This is a genomic window from Citrobacter sp. R4, assembly GCF_026719175.1.
GTDB lineage: Bacteria > Pseudomonadota > Gammaproteobacteria > Enterobacterales > Enterobacteriaceae > Citrobacter_A > Citrobacter_A sedlakii.
This window is the reverse complement of the sequence record NZ_JAPPSU010000004.1, coordinates 146,409-167,211: the sequence shown is the minus strand read 5'-3', so window position 1 is coordinate 167,211 and position 20,803 is coordinate 146,409. Positions and strand designations below refer to the sequence as shown.

Annotated in this window: 22 protein-coding genes; 6 read left to right on the top strand and 16 right to left on the bottom strand. The window is 59.6% G+C overall.

Going from position 1 to position 20,803, the window contains the following annotated elements; translation table 11 throughout:
• The first annotated feature begins 50 nt into the window (after positions 1–50).
• The 5 genes from OOJ60_RS11480 to OOJ60_RS11460 all read left to right on the top strand — a co-directional run bounded on the left by OOJ60_RS11480 (position 51) and on the right by OOJ60_RS11460 (position 5,739).
• A complete protein-coding gene (locus tag OOJ60_RS11480; protein ID WP_205612583.1) occupies positions 51–1,118 on the top strand; it encodes an HlyD family secretion protein in 1,068 nt (355 codons plus the stop codon).
• A complete protein-coding gene (rbbA, locus tag OOJ60_RS11475) occupies positions 1,115–3,859 on the top strand; it encodes a ribosome-associated ATPase/putative transporter RbbA (RefSeq protein WP_205612582.1) in 2,745 nt (914 codons plus the stop codon). The genes OOJ60_RS11480 and rbbA overlap by 4 nt, the downstream gene beginning before the upstream one ends.
• On the top strand, positions 3,859–4,983 hold the full coding sequence (locus OOJ60_RS11470) for an ABC transporter permease (RefSeq protein ID WP_042286658.1): 1,125 nt from the start codon (positions 3,859–3,861) through the stop codon (positions 4,981–4,983). Before rbbA ends, OOJ60_RS11470 begins: the two co-directional genes overlap by 1 nt.
• Positions 4,984–5,107: 124 nt before the next feature.
• The gene (locus OOJ60_RS11465) at positions 5,108–5,383 is read left to right on the top strand and encodes a type II toxin-antitoxin system HicA family toxin (protein WP_042286656.1); all 276 of its coding nucleotides are present in this window, start codon (positions 5,108–5,110) and stop codon (positions 5,381–5,383) included.
• Complete coding sequence (locus OOJ60_RS11460) at positions 5,380–5,739, top strand: type II toxin-antitoxin system HicB family antitoxin (protein WP_060570200.1); 360 nt, start codon at positions 5,380–5,382, stop codon at positions 5,737–5,739. Before OOJ60_RS11465 ends, OOJ60_RS11460 begins: the two co-directional genes overlap by 4 nt.
• Positions 5,740–5,820: 81 nt before the next feature.
• Here OOJ60_RS11460 and nikR read toward each other — a convergent pair whose 3' ends face one another.
• The 7 genes from nikR to OOJ60_RS11425 form a co-directional block, all read right to left on the bottom strand.
• A complete protein-coding gene (gene nikR, locus OOJ60_RS11455; RefSeq protein ID WP_042286649.1) occupies positions 5,821–6,222 on the bottom strand; it encodes a nickel-responsive transcriptional regulator NikR in 402 nt (133 codons plus the stop codon).
• Between the two features lie 12 nt (positions 6,223–6,234).
• The gene (nikE, locus tag OOJ60_RS11450; protein WP_205612581.1) at positions 6,235–7,035 is read right to left on the bottom strand and encodes a nickel import ATP-binding protein NikE; all 801 of its coding nucleotides are present in this window, start codon (positions 7,033–7,035) and stop codon (positions 6,235–6,237) included.
• Positions 7,032–7,796 carry a nickel import ATP-binding protein NikD gene (gene nikD / locus OOJ60_RS11445; protein ID WP_042286643.1) on the bottom strand — a complete coding sequence of 255 codons (765 nt, stop codon included), beginning with the start codon at positions 7,794–7,796 and terminating at the stop codon, positions 7,032–7,034. Before nikD ends, nikE begins: the two co-directional genes overlap by 4 nt.
• Positions 7,796–8,629, bottom strand: coding sequence for a nickel ABC transporter permease subunit NikC (nikC, locus tag OOJ60_RS11440; protein ID WP_042286641.1), 834 nt, complete (start codon positions 8,627–8,629; stop codon positions 7,796–7,798). The genes nikD and nikC overlap by 1 nt, the downstream gene beginning before the upstream one ends.
• A complete protein-coding gene (gene nikB, locus OOJ60_RS11435) occupies positions 8,626–9,570 on the bottom strand; it encodes a nickel ABC transporter permease subunit NikB (protein ID WP_205612580.1) in 945 nt (314 codons plus the stop codon). Before nikB ends, nikC begins: the two co-directional genes overlap by 4 nt.
• A complete protein-coding gene (gene nikA / locus OOJ60_RS11430; protein ID WP_060570197.1) occupies positions 9,570–11,144 on the bottom strand; it encodes a nickel ABC transporter substrate-binding protein in 1,575 nt (524 codons plus the stop codon). Before nikA ends, nikB begins: the two co-directional genes overlap by 1 nt.
• A gap of 127 nt (positions 11,145–11,271) precedes the next feature.
• The gene (locus tag OOJ60_RS11425; RefSeq protein ID WP_205612579.1) at positions 11,272–12,132 is read right to left on the bottom strand and encodes a LysR family transcriptional regulator; all 861 of its coding nucleotides are present in this window, start codon (positions 12,130–12,132) and stop codon (positions 11,272–11,274) included.
• 99 nt (positions 12,133–12,231) lie between these two features.
• Between OOJ60_RS11425 and OOJ60_RS11420 the strand changes: the two genes are divergently transcribed.
• Complete coding sequence (locus OOJ60_RS11420; RefSeq protein WP_042286629.1) at positions 12,232–12,738, top strand: phenolic acid decarboxylase; 507 nt, start codon at positions 12,232–12,234, stop codon at positions 12,736–12,738.
• On the opposite strand, the gene acpT is transcribed toward OOJ60_RS11420, so the two are convergent.
• Genes acpT through OOJ60_RS11375 form a run of 9 tightly spaced genes read right to left on the bottom strand, consistent with a single transcriptional unit; the run spans position 12,735 to position 20,802 of the window.
• Positions 12,735–13,319 carry a 4'-phosphopantetheinyl transferase AcpT gene (gene acpT, locus OOJ60_RS11415; protein WP_042286624.1) on the bottom strand — a complete coding sequence of 195 codons (585 nt, stop codon included), beginning with the start codon at positions 13,317–13,319 and terminating at the stop codon, positions 12,735–12,737. The genes OOJ60_RS11420 and acpT overlap by 4 nt on opposite strands.
• A gap of 1 nt (position 13,320) precedes the next feature.
• Entirely contained in the window at positions 13,321–14,550 is a 1,230-nt protein-coding gene (locus OOJ60_RS11410) for a beta-ketoacyl-ACP synthase (RefSeq protein WP_042286622.1), read from the bottom strand.
• Positions 14,547–15,278 (bottom strand): 3-ketoacyl-ACP reductase FabG2, encoded by a 732-nt coding sequence (locus OOJ60_RS11405; protein ID WP_042286618.1) that lies wholly within the window; start codon positions 15,276–15,278, stop codon positions 14,547–14,549. The genes OOJ60_RS11410 and OOJ60_RS11405 overlap by 4 nt, the downstream gene beginning before the upstream one ends.
• Positions 15,275–15,751, bottom strand: coding sequence for an ApeP family dehydratase (locus OOJ60_RS11400; protein ID WP_205612578.1), 477 nt, complete (start codon positions 15,749–15,751; stop codon positions 15,275–15,277). Before OOJ60_RS11400 ends, OOJ60_RS11405 begins: the two co-directional genes overlap by 4 nt.
• On the bottom strand, positions 15,748–16,917 hold the full coding sequence (locus OOJ60_RS11395) for a beta-ketoacyl-[acyl-carrier-protein] synthase family protein (RefSeq protein WP_205612577.1): 1,170 nt from the start codon (positions 16,915–16,917) through the stop codon (positions 15,748–15,750). Before OOJ60_RS11395 ends, OOJ60_RS11400 begins: the two co-directional genes overlap by 4 nt.
• Before the next feature lies 1 nt (position 16,918).
• The gene (locus OOJ60_RS11390) at positions 16,919–17,494 is read right to left on the bottom strand and encodes a DUF3261 domain-containing protein (protein ID WP_060570193.1); all 576 of its coding nucleotides are present in this window, start codon (positions 17,492–17,494) and stop codon (positions 16,919–16,921) included.
• The gene (locus OOJ60_RS11385; protein WP_205612576.1) at positions 17,491–19,809 is read right to left on the bottom strand and encodes an MMPL family transporter; all 2,319 of its coding nucleotides are present in this window, start codon (positions 19,807–19,809) and stop codon (positions 17,491–17,493) included. The genes OOJ60_RS11390 and OOJ60_RS11385 overlap by 4 nt, the downstream gene beginning before the upstream one ends.
• Positions 19,778–20,383 carry an outer membrane lipoprotein carrier protein LolA gene (locus tag OOJ60_RS11380; RefSeq protein WP_042286603.1) on the bottom strand — a complete coding sequence of 202 codons (606 nt, stop codon included), beginning with the start codon at positions 20,381–20,383 and terminating at the stop codon, positions 19,778–19,780. Before OOJ60_RS11380 ends, OOJ60_RS11385 begins: the two co-directional genes overlap by 32 nt.
• Positions 20,380–20,802 (bottom strand): acyl-CoA thioesterase, encoded by a 423-nt coding sequence (locus OOJ60_RS11375; protein ID WP_205612575.1) that lies wholly within the window; start codon positions 20,800–20,802, stop codon positions 20,380–20,382. Before OOJ60_RS11375 ends, OOJ60_RS11380 begins: the two co-directional genes overlap by 4 nt.
• Position 20,803: the final 1 nt, after the last annotated feature.

Genomic DNA, 20,803 nt, shown 5'->3' with positions numbered 1-20,803 from the left:
GGGTGTTGTAACACGCATGGTTTGCTGACAGGGATTATGGCGGGTCGATTATGGACAAGAGTAAACGTCATTTGGCGTGGTGGGTGGCAGGCGTGCTGGCGGTGGTCGCGGCGGCGGCGTGGTGGATGCTGCGCCCCGCTGGCGTGCCGGAGGGCTTTGCCGCCAGTAACGGCAGGATCGAGGCGACGGAAGTGGATATCGCCACCAAAATCGCCGGACGCATTGACGCTATTCTGGTGAAAGAGGGGCAGTTTGTTCGCCAGGGCGAGGTGCTGGCGAAGATGGATACCCGCGTGTTGCAGGAGCAACGGCTGGAAGCCATCGCGCAAATTAAAGAAGCGGAAAGCGCCGTTGCCGCCGCGCGGGCGCTTCTTGAGCAGCGCCAGAGCGAAACCCGCGCCGCGCAGTCGGTGGTGAAACAGCGTGAAGCCGAGCTGGCTTCGGTCTCTAATCGTCACCTTCGCTCACGCTCGCTTTCCCAGCGTGGCGCGGTGTCGGCGCAGCAACTGGATGACGATCGCGCCGCCGCCGAAAGCGCCCGCGCGGCGCTGGAGTCGGCAAAAGCGCAGGTCTCTGCCGCTAACGCGGCGATCGAGGCCGCGCGTACCAGCATCATTCAGGCGCAAACCCGCGTGGAAGCCGCGCAGGCCACCGAACGTCGCATCGTCGCCGACATTGAGGACAGTGAACTGAAAGCGCCGCGCGATGGTCGGGTGCAGTACCGGGTGGCGGAACCGGGCGAAGTACTGGCGGCGGGAGGTCGGGTGCTGAATATGGTCGATCTCAGCGATGTCTATATGACCTTTTTCCTGCCTACCGAACAGGCCGGACTGCTGAAGATTGGCGGCGAAGCGCGACTGGTGCTGGATGCCGCGCCGACGCTGCGTATTCCCGCCATCATTAGCTTTGTCGCCAGCGTCGCCCAGTTCACTCCGAAGACCGTTGAGACGAGCGATGAGCGACTGAAGCTGATGTTTCGCGTCAAGGCGCGTATCCCACCGGAACTGCTCGAACAGCATCTGGAATATGTGAAAACCGGGCTACCGGGAATGGCGTGGGTGAGGCTGGATGAAAAACTCCCGTGGCCTGAGTCGCTGGCAGTGAGGCTGCCGCAATGACGCATCTGGCGCAGGTTTCCGTACCTCCCGTGGCGCACCTTGACGGCGTGAGTCAGCATTACGGGGCTACGGTCGCGCTGAACAACATCACGCTGGACATTCCCGCCCGCTGCATGGTGGGGCTGATTGGCCCGGACGGGGTGGGAAAATCAAGCCTGCTGTCGCTGATTTCCGGCGCGCGGGCGATCGAACAGGGAAACGTGAGGGTGCTTGGCGGCGATATGCGTGACCCGAAGCACCGCCGCGAGGTGTGTCCGCGCATCGCCTGGATGCCGCAGGGGCTGGGAAAAAACCTCTACCACACGCTGTCGGTGTATGAAAATGTCGACTTTTTTGCCCGCCTGTTTGGGCATAGCAAAGCCGAGCGCGAAGCGCGTATCAATGAACTGTTGAACAGCACAGGGCTGGCGCCGTTTCGCGACCGTCCCGCCGGAAAACTGTCGGGCGGCATGAAGCAAAAGCTGGGACTGTGCTGCGCCCTGATCCACGACCCGCAGTTATTGATTCTCGACGAGCCGACCACCGGCGTTGATCCGCTTTCCCGCGCGCAGTTCTGGGACCTTATCGACAGCATTCGCCAGCGTCAGACCAACATGAGCGTGCTGGTCGCGACCGCCTATATGGAAGAGGCAGAACGTTTTGACTGGCTGGTGGCAATGAACGCGGGTGAGGTGTTGGCAACCGGCAGCGCGCAGGCGTTGCGCGAGCAAACCGCCAGCGACTCGCTGGAGCAGGCGTTTATCGCCCTTTTACCCGAGGCGCAGCGGCAGGCCCACAAACCGGTGACTATCCCGCCGTATGACGCGGAACAGGCGGAAATTGCGATAGAGGCGAAAGCGTTGACTATGCGCTTTGGCAATTTCGTCGCTGTCGATCACGTTAACTTCCGCATTCCGCGCGGCGAGATTTTTGGCTTTCTCGGTTCGAACGGCTGCGGGAAATCCACCACCATGAAAATGCTGACCGGGCTGCTGCCCGCAAGCGAAGGCGAAGCGTGGCTGTTTGGTCAACCGGTCGATCCGAAGGATATCGAAACTCGCCGCCGCGTCGGCTATATGTCGCAAGCCTTTTCACTCTACAGCGAGTTGACGGTGCGGCAAAATCTGGAGCTGCACGCCCGCCTTTTTCATATACCGCAAGCGGAGATCCCGGCGCGGGTCAATGAGATGAGCAAACGCTTTATGCTCACCGAAGTGGAAGACATCCTGCCGACATCGCTCCCGCTCGGCATTCGTCAACGCCTGTCGCTGGCCGTGGCGGTGATCCATCGCCCGGAAATGCTGATCCTTGACGAACCGACTTCCGGCGTCGATCCGGTCGCCAGGGATATGTTCTGGCAACTGATGGTCGATTTATCCCGCCGCGACAAAGTGACCATTTTTATCTCCACCCACTTTATGAACGAGGCGGAGCGTTGCGACCGCATGTCGCTGATGCACGCCGGGAAAGTGCTGGCCAGCGGCACTCCGCGGGAACTGGTAGAACGGCGCGGCGCCGCCACGCTGGAAGACGCGTTTATTGCCTGGCTGGCGGAAGCGTCGGGTCCGGCCCCGACGCCGGACGCGTCGTTGCCGCTGAAGACGACGCATGAGCAGGAAAAACCGCCGCGCCAGGGCTTCAGCCTGCGCCGTCTGTTCAGCTATAGCCGTCGCGAAGCGCTGGAGCTGCGTCGCGATCCGGTTCGTTCAACGCTGGCGCTGATGGGGACGGTGATCCTGATGCTGATCATGGGCTACGGCATCAGCATGGACGTTGAAAACCTGCGCTTTGCGGTGCTCGACCGCGACCAGACAGTCAGCAGCCAGGCGTGGACGCTCAACCTGTCCGGTTCCCGTTATTTTATTGAACAACCACCGCTTACCAGTTATGACGATCTCGACCGGCGAATGCGCGCGGGTGAAGTGGCGGTAGCGATTGAAATTCCGCCTGATTTTGGCCGCGACATTGCCCGCGGCACGCCGGTGGACATTGGCGTATGGGTTGATGGCGCGATGCCGAGCCGCGCCGAGACGGTGAAAGGTTATGTACAGGCGATGCACCAAAGCTGGCTGCAGGAGGTGGCGGGCCGCCAGCCAACGCCCGTAACGCAGTCCGGTTTACTGACCATCGAAACCCGCTATCGCTATAACCCGGACGTGAAAAGTCTGCCCGCTATTGTTCCGGCGGTGATCCCGTTGCTATTAATGATGATCCCTTCCATGCTCAGCGCGCTGAGCGTGGTACGGGAAAAAGAGCTCGGGTCAATCATCAACCTGTACGTAACGCCGACCACCCGCAGCGAATTTCTGCTCGGCAAACAGCTGCCGTATATCGCGCTGGGGATGCTCAATTTTCTGCTGCTCTGCGCGCTGTCGGTGTTCGTGTTTGGCGTTCCGCATAAGGGCAGTTTTCTGACGCTCAGCCTCGCGGCGCTGCTATATGTCACCATCGCCACCGGCATGGGGCTGCTGATTTCTACGTTCATGAAAAGCCAGATTGCGGCAATTTTCGGTACGTCCATTATCACGCTGATCCCGGCCACCCAGTTTTCAGGAATGATCGATCCGGTGGCTTCGCTGGAAGGTCCAGGCCGGTGGATTGGCGAGATCTACCCGACCAGCCATTTTCTGACGATCGCCCGCGGAACATTTTCGAAAGCGCTGGATCTTGCCGATCTCTGGCCGCAGTTCCTGCCGCTGCTGGTCGCCATTCCGCTGGTGTTGGGACTGAGCATTCTGCTGCTGAAAAAACAGGAGGGGTAATGCGCCGGTTACGCAATATTTTCAATTTGGGCATTAAAGAGTTACGCAGCCTTCTGGGTGATAAAGCGATGCTGACGCTGATCGTTTTCGCGTTTACCGTCTCGGTATACTCCTCCGCCACCGTGCTGCCCGGTTCGCTGCATCTGGCGCCGATTGCGATTGCCGACATGGATCAATCGCCGTTGTCGAATCGCATCGTGAACAGCTTTTATCGCCCGTGGTTTTTACCGCCGGAAATGATCACCGCTGACGAAATGGACGCCGGGCTGGACGCGGGTCGCTACACCTTTGCGGTGAACATTCCGCCCAATTTTCAGCGCGACGTGCTGGCCGGACGGCAACCGGATATTCAGGTCAACGTTGACGCCACGCGGATGAGCCAGGCGTTTACCGGCAACAGCTATATTCAGAATATCATTAACGGCGAGGTGAACAGTTTTGTCGCCCGTTATCGCGACAACAGCGAGCCGCCGGTCTCACTGGAGACGCGAATGCGTTTTAACCCGAACCTTGACCCGGCGTGGTTTGGCGGCGTAATGGCGATTATTAACAACATCACCATGCTGGCGATTGTGTTGACCGGCTCGGCGCTGATCCGTGAACGTGAACACGGCACCATTGAACACCTGCTGGTGATGCCGATTACGCCGTTTGAGATCATGATGGCGAAGGTCTGGTCGATGGGGCTGGTGGTGCTGGTGGTTTCTGGCCTGTCGCTGCTGCTGATGGTGAAAGGCGTGCTCGGCGTGCCGATCGAAGGTTCGATCCCGTTGTTTATGCTGGGCGTAGCGCTGAGCCTGTTCGCCACCACTTCCATTGGTATCTTTATGGGCACGCTGGCGCGTTCCATGCCGCAACTGGGCCTGCTAATGATTCTGGTGCTGTTGCCGTTACAGATGCTTTCCGGCGGTTCGACGCCGCGCGAAAGTATGCCGGAGGCGGTCCAGGACATCATGCTGACCATGCCAACCACTCATTTTGTCTCGCTGGCGCAGGCGATTCTCTATCGCGGCGCGGGGTTTGGCATCGTGTGGCCGCAGTTCCTCACCCTGCTGGCTATTGGCAGCGCCTTCTTCCTGATCGCCTTGTTCCGCTTCCGGAAAACGATCGGCACGATGGCGTAATCCGGCCTGCGGTCGCGAACTGCGCCAGGCCGGAGAAGCGCAGCGCACCCGGTAGCGGAGGCTTGACTTCACTTTATGCTGTCATAAAATTGACGTCAAAGGATGAAGTCAAAAAGGGAATGTTATGAGGCAGCAGGTGTTATCCTTGCGGAAAAAGCAAAGGAATACGCTGGAGCAACTCTTTAAAACGCCTGTACCACAAGCAATAAAGTGGTTAGACATAGAGTCTCTGGTCAAAGCGTTAGGCGGTGAAATTAAAGAAGGACGCGGCTCCCGATGCAAATTCTTATTAAACAATAGTATTGCTTGTTTTCACCGACCGCATCCTTCACCGGATACAGATAAAGGCGCAGTGGAGAGTGTGCGCGACTGGCTAATAAGCATAGGGGTTAAACCATGATCAAACCTAAAACGCCAAACGCAATGGAAATCGCGGGGCATCCTGCCGTGATTCATTATGTGCCTGAACTAAACGCGTTTCGCGGAAAATTCCTTGGGTTATCGGGTCATTGCGATTTTGTCTCAGACAGCATTCAGGGTTTACAGGAAGAGGGCGAAATCTCTTTAAACGAATATCTTGCGGATTGCCGGGAAGCGGGAATCGAACCTTATGCACATGCGGAAAAAATGAAAACGTTTACGCTTCGCTATCCGGAATCTTTTGGCGAACGCTTAAGTTCCGCAGCGGCGGAAGAACAGGTGTCCGTCAATACCTGGATTATCGATACCCTTAGTGAACGTTTGAAACAGGCTTAATGCCTGAGCCGGCCTGCGGTTGCGAACTGCGCCAGGCCGGAGAAGCGCAGCGCACTCGATCTTTTGCCGGATGCGGCGACGTTATTCTTCTTTTGGCAGGCACTGCAAATGGCCGTGGCGCACGCCGCGCTGGGCGATGACATCGTCGGCGAAATGCTGCACGTCGCCCATGTCGCCTTTCAACACCGCGATCTCCAGGCAATCGTCATGATTGATATGCACATGCAGGGTGGCAACGGAAAGGTCGTGGTGATGGTGCTGCGTGGAAACAATCCGGCTGGCTAAGTCGCGTTTTTCATGTTCGTACACATAGGAAAGCACCGCGAAGCCCTGGGTGCCGTGTTCCTGCGTGGTTTCCTGCGCCAGCGCGCCGCGCAGGATATCGCGGATCGCTTCGGAACGGTTGTGATAGCCCCGGCGCTGACTCAGGCTGTCCAGCGTCTCAAGGAGATCGTCATCGAGGGTAATGGTGACTCGTTGCATCTGTTATAAACCTCAGGCTACGGCGCGACGGCGCACGGGAAAAGCGGGAAGTACCGCGTTTTGTAACACACGTCCCGCCTCAGAGGAAAATGTTAACGTCTCGCCAACGGTCTGCGTTTCCACGATTCGCCCGTCGTCCATCACCATCACCCGCTGGCAGAAACGCTCGACCAGCCGCAGATCGTGGGTGATAAACAGACAGGCGGTGCCAAACTGTTGCTGCAATTTTTTGAGCAGACGGATCACCCCGGCCTGCAACACCAGATCGAGGTTCGATACCGCCTCGTCCAGAATCAACAGTTTCGGCTCTACCACCAGCGCTCGCGCCAGGCAGACGCGCTGCAGCTGGCCGCCGCTCAACTGCGGCGGGCGTTTGTTCAGCAGCGAAACATCGAGATCGACCGCGTTCAGCATCTCGCGCACCCGCGCCAGTTGGTCGGCTTTCGACAGCGAGAGCAAATGACGCATCGGCTCACGGAGGATCTCGCAGACGGTTTTGCGCGGATTAACGGCGCTGATAGCGTCCTGGAACACCATCTGAATATCCCGGCGAAAGGCTTTCTGTTTCGCCCGGTTCAGTGTCGCCAGCGGTTCGCCGCGCCAGCTTACGCTCCCCTGCGTCGGTGACTCCAGCCCGACGAGCAGACGCGCGAGGGTGCTTTTCCCGCAGCCGCTACGGCCTAACAGCGCCACGGTTTCGCCGCTTTGCAGGTTCAGTGAGATATCGTTCAGTACCGCCTGATGCGGATGTTTGCCGCCGAGGTTCGCGTGCGCATACTGATGTGACAGGGCAGAGACGCTGAGTAAGGTCATGAGGCTAACTCCATTCCGTACAGGGCCAGATGCGCCGACACCAGACTGCGGGTTACGCTGTGCTGCGGCGCATGGAACAGCGTTTCCACCTCGCCCTGTTCGACGATCCTGCCGTTATCCATCACCGCTACGTCGTCGGCCAGCCGCGCCACCACGCCCATGTCGTGCGTCACCAGCAGCATACCTGGCGCGCGCTCAGCCATAATGCGTTCCAGCAGCTCGAGGATGCGCGCCTGGGCGACCACGTCAAGATCGGTCGTCGGTTCGTCGGCGATGATAAACGGCGCGTCGCACAGCACCGCCATAGCAATCATCATACGTTGCAACATGCCGCCGCTCATCTCAAACGGGTACAGCTTCAGCACACGCTCCGCGTTGTCCAACCCGACAGCATCCAGCGCCGCGATAAGCGTGGCGTCGTCGGCGGATTTCCCCAGCGCCAGGCAGGTCTCCCGCGCGTGTGTCGCCATGGTATGAAGCGGATTAAAGGCGCTGCGCGGGTTTTGCATAATAGTGGCGATTTTGATGCCGCGCAGCGTGCCGGGCGATACCGGCCTGCCGTCGGCAAGGAGGACGCCTGCCGTCTGGCGAACGCCTGCGGGCAGGATACCGAGCGCCGCCGCGCAGGTCAGCGACTTACCGCTGCCGCTGCCGCCCACCAGCGCCAGCACCCGTCCGCGTTTCAGCGTTAATGAGACGCCGTGTACCAGCGGACGGTCCGCCTCCAGGGCAAGAGTCTGTAATGCAATCTGTTGCGGCATCAGTGGGCATGCTCCGTAATCAGATGAGGATCGAGGTGATCGCGCAGGGCGTCCCCCACCATGTTAAAGGCCATCACGGTGACAAACAGCGCCAGCCCCGGCCAGAACATTTGCAGCGGCTGGGTCCAGATATACTGGCGCGCATCGTTAATCATTACTCCCCATTCCGCCGTCGGCGCGGTGACGCCGAGGCCGAGGAATGACATACCGGCGACGTGCAGCATCATATGGCCGATATCCAGCGTCGCCAGCACCAGCAGGGAAGGGATTACCGCACCGGCCAGATGATCGATAAACACCCGCACGTGACCGGCGCCGGAAAGGCGCGAAGCGAGTACGAACTCGCGCTGGCGCAGGGAGATCACCAGGCTGCGCACCATTCGCGCATACCACGCCCAGTGGGACAGCGCGATGGCGATAATTACGTTAGTCAGCCCGGTTCCCAGTACACCGACCATGAAGAACGACAGGATCGAGGTTGGGAACGTCATAAACATATCCGCGACGCGCATCGTTATCTGATCGACGCGACCGCCCATCAGTCCGGCGCTGCCGCCAACGACCAGCCCCAGCGCCAGTACCAGCAGCAGGCAGGCCATCACTGACCCCAGCGACACCTTTGTCGCCGCCAGCAGGCGGGAAAAAATATCGCGCCCCAGATGGTCGGTGCCAAGCCAGTGCTGGCTGTCGGGGGCCAGCAGACGCGACGGTAAATCGATCGCCTGCGGATCGTACGGCAACCACCACTGACTGGTGATCGCAACCACCGCCAACAACGCGATAATGACCAGCGCCAGACGTACCGACCAGCGAGCAGAGAGAAAAAAGTTCACGAATGCGCTCCTTCATGGCGGCGAATGCGCGGGTCCAGCGCGGCGTTCAGCAAATCTACAATCAGGTTACAGACCACAAACACCACCACCATCATCAGCGTAAAACACTGAATCACCGGATAGTCGCGGTTAAAAATCGCCGATACGGCGTAGCGCCCGACGCCGGGCCAGGCGAAGATGTTTTCAATAATCATCGTCCCGCCGATCAGCTCGCCGATGTGCATCCCCACCGCGGTGACGACCGGCAGCGAGGCGTTGCGCAGAATATGGCGACGTTCGGTTTGTTTCTCGTTAAGACCGCGCAGTCGCGCCCAGGTGACGTGGCGCTGCCCGGCAACCTCCAGCATGCTGGCGCGCAGCAAACGGGCGTTGATCGCCAGCGACATAAAGGCGATCGACAGCGCAGGCAAAAGAAGGTGCTGCCAGCCGCCGTAGCCCATCGCGGGTAGCCATTGCAGGTACACGGAAAAGAACATCACCAGCAGGAAAGCGAGCCAGAAGTTGGGCATTGAGACGCCGAGGAACGCGATCAGCCGCACGATGAAATCCGGCAGGCGATCGCGGTGGCGCGCCGCCCAGATACCAAGCGGCACAGAGGTGAGCAGAATTAATATCAGCGCCGCGCCCGCCAGTTGCAGGGTCGCGGGCAGGAAGTTCAACATATCATCCAGCACCGGGCGCTGAGTGGCGAACGAGATGCCGAAGTCCAGATGCAGCGCCTTCCACAGCCAGTTGCCATACTGCACGAAAAGCGGCTGGTCCAGCCCCAACATTACGCGCGTCGAAGCGACCATCTCCGGCGTCGGCGGCAGATTCGACAGGCGCAAGTAGTCCATTGCCGGGTCGCCGGTACCCAGACGCAACATCAAAAAGATAATCACCGAGGCGGCGAAAATCATCGGGATCAGCAGCAGAATGCGCCGCACTATGTAACGCAACATCAGGGGTTCACCGGTTTTATCTGTTCAAACGGGATGTCCGACGCGATTGGCGCGTAAGGGATTTCGCCCAGCTCAGGTTTTGCCACCACCATCATGGAGACGTAGCTGATGGGCAGATACACCGCGTCATTGTGCAAACGGGTCAGAATGTCTTTGTACAGCGCCTGACGCGTGGTTTCGTCGGTGGTTTCCAGCACTTCGCCGATCTCTTTATCGATGATCGGCTTGTCAGCCAGTCCCTGCTGCGCCTGGTAGTCGGCGTGGGAGGGGACGCGCATTGAGCTCATAAAGGCGTGCGGATCGTACGGCGCGCCCCAGGTGCGATTGAAAATCATGCCAAAGCGACCGTCACGCTGGCGGGCATAGATACTGCTCTCTTCTTCGCCGATCAGAGCGATATCGACGCCAATTTTGCGCATATCGGCCTGAATGATTTCCGCCATGGATTTGCTCAGCGCGTCGGTGCCGATAAACGACAGCTCAATGCGCAGCGGCTGACCCATTTTTTCGCGGATGTCTTTGCCCGCCGGGAGCTTCCAGCCCGCATTTTCCAGCAGCGTTTTGGCCTGCTGCGGGTCGTACTGGCGCGGCGTCAGGCCGATATTGGCGTAGGGCACGCTCGGGGCGAACAGCGTGTCGGCCACCTGCTGGGTGCCGTACAGGGCATTGTCGATCAGTGATTTTTTGTTCACCGCATAATTCAGCGCTTCACGCACTGCCAGCTCGTTGGTGGGCGCTTTGGCGGAATTCAGCGCCAGCATCACCGTCTCTATCGGCTGTGAAAGCTGAGTACGGTACGCCGGGTTCTGACTGAACCGGGCAAAGGTGTCGAGCGGCAACAGTCCTTCATTGCCGTACAGCAGGTCAACTTCGCCGGTTTCAAACGCCACCGCGCGGGTGGTTGGATCAGGGATCACCTTGACGGTGATTTGCCTGATCGGCGGCTTGTCGCCCCAGTAACGTTCGTTACGCACCAGCACGTCGTACTGGTTAAGCTTTGATTCTTTCAGTACCCACGGTCCGGTGCCGATCGGCGCTTTAATGCCGCGCAGGGTTTCATTGTCTTTAAACTGCGACGGGGCGATAAAGCGGAAAGGGCGCGGCAGGGACAGCTCTTGCAGGAACGGGTAATAGGCGCTCTTCAGGGTAATTTGCAGTTCGGTTTTGCCCAGCGCTTTGACGTCGACGATTTGGTTGGCCAGTTCAAGCCAGGCATGACGCTGGCGGTTGTCGAGCACCACGCGGAAATTTTCCGCCGCGGCAGGGGCGTCAAACGGTTCGCCATTGGAAAACGTCACGTCATCGCGCAGCGTGAAGGTCCAGGTTTTCCCGTCCGCCGTGTGGGTCCAGCTTTTTGCCAGCCACGGTTTTACCGATCCGTCCGCCTGGTATTTCACCAGCGGCTCGTACACCATGCTCTGGGCGAACATCTGATTAGGGGTATAGAGATGCGGGTTAAGCGGCCCGACGTTGACCGGCCAGGCGGTAGTGATTTCGTCAGGCGCGGCGGCGTGCGCGAAGAAGGACGCACAGGCCAGCAGCGCAAAGAGTGTGCGGCGTAGTCTGGACAAAATAGTGATCCTGAATGCTGTAGGAGTACGACTAAAGAAGTATGACGATTCTAAGGAATCATCATACTTTTGACGTGTTCTGGATCAATAGAAGGGCGGTGAAAGGCGGGAAATATACGAAAATCATATGTTATCTCTCGCTTAATAACCGCAGCAGAGTGCTGACCTGATCATCGAGCGGGGCGAGGGTATTTTTGACAATAAGATGCAGCGGCGTGGCGCGACGGGCGCCATGCGTCAAGGGCAGCCTGCGCAGTACGCCCTGTTCCAGCAAGGGTTCAATCCGTTCCTCCGGTAGCCAGCCATAGCCGACCTGATACATCACCGCGTCAATGGCGGCGTCGACGGTGGAAAAGGTCCAGCCATCGCGGCCAGGCTGCTGCGGATTATCCCGGTCGGCAATGCGAATAATCGGCCAGGCGCGCAGCGCGTCTTCATCCAGCGGTATCGTCTGCGCGCACAGCGGATGATCGCGATGGGCGACAGCGATGAAATCAATGTTCATCAGCCACTCGCCGCGCCCGGTGATATCCTGTCGGCGGGTGAGCACCATGACGTCAGCATCGGCATACGCCGCCTGCTGTTCGGGGCTGTTTTCCAGCACTTCCGTGAGGCGTACCTGGGTTTGCGGCCACGCCTGTTGAAACTGTTTGAGAATGGCAAACAGACGGCGGCGAGGAAAAATGCTGTCGACCACCAGATCCAGCCGCGTGCGCATACCGTTTTGTAACGTCGCGGCGCGGGTTTCCAGCCAGGTGAACCCCTTCAGTAACGGCTTCACCTGATTGAGCAGCAGTTCACCCGCTGGCGTTAATACCGCCCGGCGGCCTTCCGGCGCCAGCAGCGTCACCCCGAGGCGCTCCTGGAGCAGCGCGAGGTTATAGCTCACCGATGACTGGCTGCGGTGAGTGACTTCCGCCGCTTTGACAAAGCTGCCTGCCTCCACCACCTTTTCTAACAATGCCCACTGTTCCAGCGTCGTTTTGTGCATAACTCATCTAAAAATTGAATGAATGTGATGCAAACATAGCGTTATTCATCGATTTTTTGAAGCGTTATGATCTTCGCATCAACCAACAGGAGAAAGATTATGAGCACTTTCGACAAACAAGATTTAAGCGGTTTCGTTGGCAAACATCTGGTTTATACCTACGATAATGGCTGGAACTACGAAATTTACGTCAAAAATGACACTACCCTGGACTACCGGATCCACAGCGGTATCGTCGCAAACCGTTGGGTGAAAGATCAGAAGGCTTACATTGTGCGTGTGGGGGAAAGCATCTATAAAATTTCGTGGACCGAGCCGACCGGGACTGACGTCAGCCTGATCGTCAACCTCGGCGACAAACTGTTCCACGGCACCATTTTCTTCCCGCGCTGGGTAATGAATAACCCCGAAAAAACGGTTTGCTTCCAGAACGAGCATATCCCGCTGATGGAGTCGTATCGCGAAGCGGGCCCGGCGTATCCAACGGAAGTGATTGACGAGTTTGCGACCATCACTTTTGTCCGTGACTGCGGCGCTGACAATGACAGCGTGATCGACTGTGCGGCGAGCGAGCTGCCGGCGAATTTCCCGGATAACTTACGCTAAACCGTCTCCAGCCATTGCACCGACGCCGCACTCAGCGTATACGGCGTCGGCGTGCAGACGGCGAGGCTTAAGTTGTTGATCTGGCAATGGCTGACGGAAAGCGCGGAGGCCAGCGTGCTGTCGACGCTAACGATTTGCCAGGCGCTGCCGCCGCGCTGTTTCACCATCGCTTCTTTGCGCGTCCAGATACGCCAGAAAGCAGCCAACTGCTGGTCCGGGTGTTCTGCCTCAATTTCAGCGTGCTCCCCGACGCTGAAAACCGCATTTGCCAGTTCCCGCCAGTTGGTTCGCGGGCGGATGGCTTCGATGTCGCATCCCACTTCCCCTTCATCACTCAGCAGTAGCGCAATATCATCGCCGCTATGGCTCAGGTTGAACCACAGCGCGTGTTGCGGGGCAAAGGCGGGCTTTCCCTGTTCGCCGTAGACGATCTCCGGCAGCGGCGAAAGGGCATGGGAAAGCAGTACGCGACCCGCCAGCCAGCGCGCGCGGCGCGCTCCCTGAGGCGCCTGCTCTGTTAACGCCGGCGGCAAAACGCCTGTGCTCAGTGTCGATACTTTTCCCAGCAAAATCTGGTACATATCACGACCAACGTTTAATGATGATGGAGGTATTGATGCCGCCAAACGCAAAATTGTTGCTCTGTAAGTATTCGCAGTCAATCTTACGGGCTTCACCCATGATGTAATCCAGTGCGCCGCAGCTGGCGTCCGGTTGACGTAAATTTAGCGTAGGCGCAAACCAGCCCTCGCGCATCATTTGCAGACTCATCCAGGCTTCCAGCGCGCCGCAGGCGCCGAGCGTATGACCGAAGTAGCTTTTCAGCGAGGAGACCGGCACGTTGTCGCCGTAGATCGCCGCCGTTGCCTGGCTTTCCGCGATGTCGCCACGGTCGGTAGCCGTGCCGTGCGCGGAAATATAACCCATGTCCCGCGGGCTTAAGCCTGCCATGTTTAACGCCTGTTCCATGCAGATTTGCATTGTTTCCCGTTGCGGCTGGGTGATATGCGCCGCGTCGCAGTTGGTGGCGAAGCCGACAATTTCACCGTAGATCGTTGCGCCGCGCGCTTTCGCGTGTTCCAGTTCTTCAAGAATGAGCGTCCCGGCGCCTTCGCCAATCACCAGTCCGTCGCGCGCTTCATCGAATGGCGAAGGCGTGGTTTTTGGCGCGTCGTTGCGCTGGCTGGTGGCGAACAGGGTATCGAAAACCGCGGCTTCTGACGGACAGAGTTCTTCCGCGCCGCCTGCAACCATCACTGTCTGATAACCGTGGCGAATGGCCTCCCAGGCGTAGCCGATGGCCTGACTGCCGGAGGTGCAGGCGCTGGAGGTCGGGATCACCCGCCCGCGCAGACCGAAAAACAGTCCGGTGTTCACCGCGGTGGTGTGCGGCATCATCTGCACGTAGGTGGTGCCGGTAATGTTATTGGTGTGCTTTTCGGTCAGCATGGTGGCAAATTCGCTTACCGGGCCGGTGCTGCCGGTGGATGAACCGTAGGCGATGCCGGTCTGGCCGTTGGTTAATACCTCATCGCCAATCAGTCCGGCCTGCTCCAGCGCCAGTTCGCTGGCGCGGGTGGACATCAGCGACACGCGGCCCATTGCGCGGATGCGCTTGCGGGTATAGTGCTCCGGCAGGCTGAAGTCGTCGATCGGCGCGCCCAGCAGCGTATGCAGCCCGTCATACACTTGCCATTCCGGCATTTTTCGCACCGCGTTTTCATAGGCCAGTAGCCGCGCGGAGACAGCCTGCCAGCTTTCACCAAAAGCGGTCACGCCGCCCATCCCTGTAATCACCACGCGACGTGTCATAGCATCCCTCCATTGATGGAAATCACCTGGCGGGTGACGTAACCCGCAATATCCGACATTAAATAACTGGCCAGTCCGGCCACTTCGTCCGCCTGCCCCATGCGTTTCATGGGGATCATCGCCATCGCCTCTTTCAGCGCGGCGTCTTCCATGTCGATCATCCCGGTATCAATCAGCCCGGGCGCGATACAGTTGACGGTAATTTTGCGCTTCGCCAGCTCAATCGCCAGCGCTTTGGTCGCGCCGATGATCCCCGCTTTGGCGGCGCTGTAGTTGACCTGCCCGCGGTTGCCCATCACGCCGGATACCGACGACAGGGTGATGATGCGTCCGCCCTGGCGTGCGCCGATCATTGGCATGATGCAGGGCTGGATAACGTTATAAAAACTGTCGAGATTGGTGTGGATCACCGCATCCCAGTCGTTATCGCTGAGTGCCGGAAACGCGGCGTCACGGGTGATACCTGCGTTGCTCACCACGCCGTACCAGGGGCCGTGGGCGGCGATATCCTGCTCCAGCACCTCCCGGCACTGCTCGCGGTTAGCCACGTCAAAGCTGAGCAGACGGCCCGCGCCGCCAACGGCGAGGATCGCTTCCAGCGTCGCCTGCGCGCCTTGCGCGTCGCGGTGATAATGCACGCCGACCACAAAGCCGTCTGCCGCCAGCTTCCGGGCGATAGCACGACCGATACCTTTGCTGGCGCCGGTCACTAAAACTGAACGACTCATACAGACGCTCCTTGTTGAAATAGGGTGTTAAGTTCATCAGCCGTTGGCTGAAAGGTGTTGACGCGCCCGGTTGCCAGCGTCTCGTCATCCGCCGAGATAACGCACTCAAAGCTGCCGAAGCGTTCGTCCTGCATCAGCAATTTGACGTCAATGATCAACGTCTTACCGGCGGGAAGCCTCCCCGCCGCGCAGATGAGTTCCCGCGCGCCGAGCACCATGCCCAACGAAATCGCGCCCTGTCCCTGCTGGTAGCGATGCCAGCCAGACCACACGCCGACGGTTTGCGCCATCAGTTCCAGGGCGTACCAGCCGGGGAGAAAGCCCATTGGATCGAGAAACGGCGCCAGCACGCCGTCGGGCGCAACCGTCACGCGGCAGATGGCGGTCTCGTCGGTCACGCTATCGACCTGCTCAAGCAGCAGCATCGGCGCGTCGTGCGGCAGGTATTCGCCGGGCGATAAATAAGGGCTCATGAAATCCTCCCGAGCAGAATACTGGCGTTATTGCCGCCAAAGGCGAAGGAATTGGAAAGAATGACCGGCCGCTCCAGCGTCTGCGGCTGCGTAATGATGCCGCAGACTGGCAGCGCCGGGTCGTGCGGCGATGCGCTAAAGTCCTGAGGGGGCAGCGGAAGGTTGCGCTGCAAAATCAACATACTCAGGGCGGCCTCGGTGATGCCCGCCGCCCCCAGCGTATGCCCGGTCAGGTGTTTTGTGGAACTGCAGGGTACGCGTTCGCCAAACAGCATGTTTACCACTTTCGATTCAATTTTGTCATTAAGCGGCGTGGCGGTGCCGTGCAGATTGATATAGCCCACCTGGTCCGCAGCGATGCCCGCGTCGTTCAGCGCTTGCTGAATCGCGCGGATCGCCCCTTCGCCTTCCGGATGTGGGGCGGAAATATGGTGCGCGTCGCTGGATTCGCCGACGCCCAGCAGCGCGATGGACTGCGGCTCGCGGGTGAGCAGCATCAGTGCCGCCCCTTCGCCGATGGTGATACCGCTGCGATCGCGGGCAAACGGCTGGCACCGCGTCGGCGAGAGCGACTCGAGGCTGTGAAAGCCGTTGACCGGCATCCGGCTGAGCGTATCCGCCCCGCCAACAATCGCCACGTCCGCCAGGCCCGCCTCGATTAACCGGCGCCCGCTGATGATGGCGCGGGCGCTGGAGGAACAGGCCGTAGAAAGGGTAAAGGCCGGGCCGTCCAGCGCCAGCCAGTGACTGAGAAAGCGCGACGGGTCACCCAGTTCCTGCTGCGGGTACTGCCATGCGGTGCTTTGCTGGCCATTCAGCGTCAGATTGACGTGAGCATCGCCTTCATCCAGCCCAGAGGTGCTGGTGCCGAGCACCACGGCAATCCGATCCCGGCCATAACGCGCGATGGCGTCGTCCACCTGCGGTTGAATTTGCGCCAGCGCCGCCAGCAACAGTTGATTGTTGCGCGAACGGTGGGCGTGAAACGCGTTTGGAATCGCTGGCAGTTCACCGTCGACGCCTGCCAGTACCGCGTCGGGATAACCCTGCAGCCAGCCCGCGCGCGACCGCATGCCGGGCGCCACGCCGCGTGTCAGGTTCGCGGCGATCGCGTCGTTATCGTTGCCCAGCGCATTGATCGTGCCGACCGCGGAAATGTAGATCATCTCAGCCACCTAAATATTGAATGGTGATGTGGTATTTAAAGACGTGCTGTTCAATGCCGATCGGCTCGCGCTTCCCGTTACGGTTCAGGTAGCTGATTTCAGTGACCAGCCTGCCGCGCGCGTTGCGCAGTTCACGCTTGTCGCCAGTGTCTGTTAACGTCCAGCCTTCCGGTAACTGTGGCTGCCAGGCGCTGACAGGCCAGTGGCTCAGCATCACGTCCGCCAACACCTGGCTGGCTGGCGGCAATTGCGGTACCACGATGGACTGCTCGGTATGCAGTCCTTTTTCATCGTAGGTGACCAGAAACAGCCGAATGCCGACGGACGACAAGCCTGCAAGGGTAATTTTTTTATTGTCGGCGTTGAGCATCACCAGCAGCGACTGGGTTTTGCCGTCAAAGCTGCCGGTAAGCAACTGCTGGGAATTTACCGCCGGAGAGATGCCCGGCGCAGGCAGCGTGACCCGCACGCCGGGTTCCAGCCACGCCTGCGGACGGCCTTCCTGCTCCCTGGGGGAGTGGCTACAGCCGGTCAGAATGAGCACGCCAAGCAACATGGCAAAAATACGTTTTATCATCGTTTTTTCTTCTCTCTTTTCGACGGCATCGCCAGCGGCGAAAGCAGGAATGCGGTGAAAATACCGCTCACCAGCACAATGCCAAAACTGCTTATTGCCTGGGTGGCGCTAAACACCAGCATGCCAAGCGTCAATAGCGTGGTTAGCATCGCCAGCGTTATCGCCAGCAGCGAGGTCAACGGCGTACCGCGCGGATTACTGAAAAACAGGGTGTAGTTAATGCCAATGCCCAGCACCAGCACCAGCGCCAGCAGGGAAAACAGATTGACCGCATAGCCGCTCAGCGACAGCACCGCCAGGGCGCAGCCGAGCGAGAGTACCGAGGGCACCAGGCTGATAAGTCCTTTTCGCCAGCCGAGCCGGGCTATCGCGCCGCAGGCGATTACCGCCAGCGCGACAAACAGCAGACCGCTCAGTATGTGGCGATACAGCGCGAACAGCGCATCAAAGGCGCTTTTCCGATCCACCCACGCCACGCCGGAATACCGCTCGCCAAGAGCGTTCAGCGCTGCGCTCTGTCTGACCCCTTCAACCGGCACCAGCACGCCGCTTTCGCCGTCCTTCAGCGTCAGCCACAAAAGGCGCCAGCCTTCGCTTGCCGGACTGGCAAGCCAGGCGTCCACCGTCACCGGCATGGCGTTAAGGTCCGGCGTAACCGTCGCCAGTCCGGCGTGGTTCAGGCTTCGGGTAACGGCAGGCGCGGCGTTTTTCAGCAAGTCGAGATCCTGCTGCTGGCGCGCCAGCGAATTGAGCGGAATGCTGCGGTAGTGGTCAATCAGTCCTTCTTTTTTAGCCTGTTCCAGCGCGGGGAGGAAGGCTTCCAGCCGCTCCAGCGTCTGCTGGGCGGAGTCACCGTAAACCACAAACCACTTCTGGTCGACGCTCTGGCCTGTCAGCGCGGTAATCGCTTTTTCCTGCGCCAGAAGGGTCTGCGGCAGCGCCTGCAACTGCGAAATGTCATCATCGACGCGCAGGGTTGCCAGTCCGGCCAGCGAGAAGACGGCGAGCGCCAGCGGGAACCCCACGGAAAGCGCCTTGTTACGGCGCCAGGCGGCAAGCCAGCGCAGCATCAGTACCATCGCCGGTACCGGTCGCACCGGCAAACCGCGGCACAGCCACGGATGCCAGAAGATCACCGTCAGGCATGAGGCGGAAAGCCCCACGGCGGCGAAGACGGCCATCTGGCGTATGCCGGGGAACGGCGCGAGCATCATGATCAAATACGCCGCCACAGTGGTCAGCAGCGCCAGCAGCAGGGCGTTGCGCACTTTGCCGAGGCTTTGCCACGGCGTAGCGTCTGCGCCATGTACCATACGTTCGGTCAGATAATAGAGCGTGTAGTCGGCGGAAATGCCGATGATGCTCATGCTCATCACCAGCGTCATCAGGTGCAGTTCGCCAAAGAGAAGCAGGGTGACCACACTGCCCGTCAGCGCGCCGATGCTGATGGAGATCACGCACAGCAACAGCGGACGCAAGGAGCGGAACACCGCGACAATCAGCAGCAGCACGCCCAGCACCGTCGCCACGCCGAGGGTCGAAACATCCTGCTTCGCCTGTTGGCTGGCATAGTCGCTGTAGAACGCGGTTCCCCGCGACAGCAGCTGCGCCTGCGGATAGCGTGCTTTCAGGTCGTTTTCCAGCGCGTTGAGTGTGGTCACCAGCCGGTGCGTCTGCTGCATGTCAAACGAGGAGCCAGCCAGTTCACCGTGCAGCAGGTACCAGTAATTCCCCTGCGCGTCTTGCGCCACCAGCCAGCCGTCCATCAGCCGCAGGCGTTGACCGTTTTTCGCCATCGCCAGCTGCGAACCGCGCATCAACATCAGCGGATCGTTTTGCAGCTCTTTACCGCTCACGCCGGAAAATGCGGAATAGAGTTGAGACAGGATCCACTGCGCCTGCGCCTCGCCGCCGTTTTGCAGGCGCGCGCGGGTGTCGGGATCCACAAGGCCGTTGCGGTGCTGCCAGAAGAACGCGCCCCACGCCTGCTGGCTGTCGGCGTCCATCGGGCCTTTCACCTCCGCCAGCGCCTGCGATTGTTTAAGCAGCGTCAGCCACGCCTGCGCCACCTGCGGGTCGGCCTGTTTGCCGGGGCTGACCAGCCAGACCAACTGGCGGTCCAGACGCTGCAGAAAGCCGTCGTTCAGGGTCGGCGGAATCGTCCCCAGCGCCTGTTTCGGCAGCATCGCCAGCACGCTGCTGTTCAGCCGCGCCTGGGGCAGCAGCGTGAGCAAGACGCCCAGCATCAGCAGGCAGGCAAAACCCCATAACAGCGCGGGGCGTTTACTGGGCGGCAAAGCGTTGGCGTTCGTCATCGGTCAGTTGTGTGGGCGTCAGTTGGTGTTGGGAGAGCGTAATGTCCGTGCGGTCGCCCTGTTTGTCGTTTAGCGTAATTCGCTCCAGATACGCATTTCCGGCGAGATCGATTGTGGCGAAAATTTTATCCAGCGGCGTGGTGATCGGGGTGAGGCGCAGCGACCAGCGGCCTTCGCCTGCATCGGTAAAGTCAACGCGGAAGTTTTGCTCCAGCACCTTGCGGTCGGCTCTGAACAGCGCGCGCAGCAGATGGTTGAACTGGAACATCTGCGGATTATTGTCGGCGGTGATGGTCTGCGGCGGCTGACCGTTGATGGTCTGCACCATCCGTTTGTCGTCAAGCAGAAGCTGCATCGGGAACGGCGCGGTTTGATCCCACAGCAACCCCTGGTCGCGGGCGATCAACATCTGGCCCTGGGATCGCAGCGGCTGCGGCAGATCTTTTATCGTGCGGGTCTGATCAAAATGGGCGCGTACGACCGGCTGCCCGGTAAAGCGCTGCTGTAAATCATCAAGCGTCAGGGCGCTGACGAACGGGCTGACGAGCAAGGCCAGCAGGGGCAAAAATCTCATGGCGTCACCCCCATGCGTTCAAACAGGATATCCGGGCTGACGAAGCACATTTCACGGCTTTTTTCTTCTAACGCTACCTGAATGGTGTAACCGGTGGTGGCGCGCTTACCGGTTTCGGCGTCAAAAATTTCATAGCCGATACGCAGTCGGTTTTCGAATTCCTCCAGACGCGCGCGCACGCGAATGCGCTGCTCGAAGGTCAGCGGATTGCGGTACTTCACGCGGGTATCGACCACCGGCCACAGATAGCCGGAGGCTTTCATCTGGCGGTAGCCATAGTCAAACTGGTTGAGCAGCGCTTCTCGGGCGATTTCGAAGTAGCGGAAATAGTTGCCGTGCCACGCCACGCCCATCATATCGACGTCGTGAAACGGAATCGTCAGCTCGACTTCAGCCGTAAAACGGGGATCGTTAAGCACC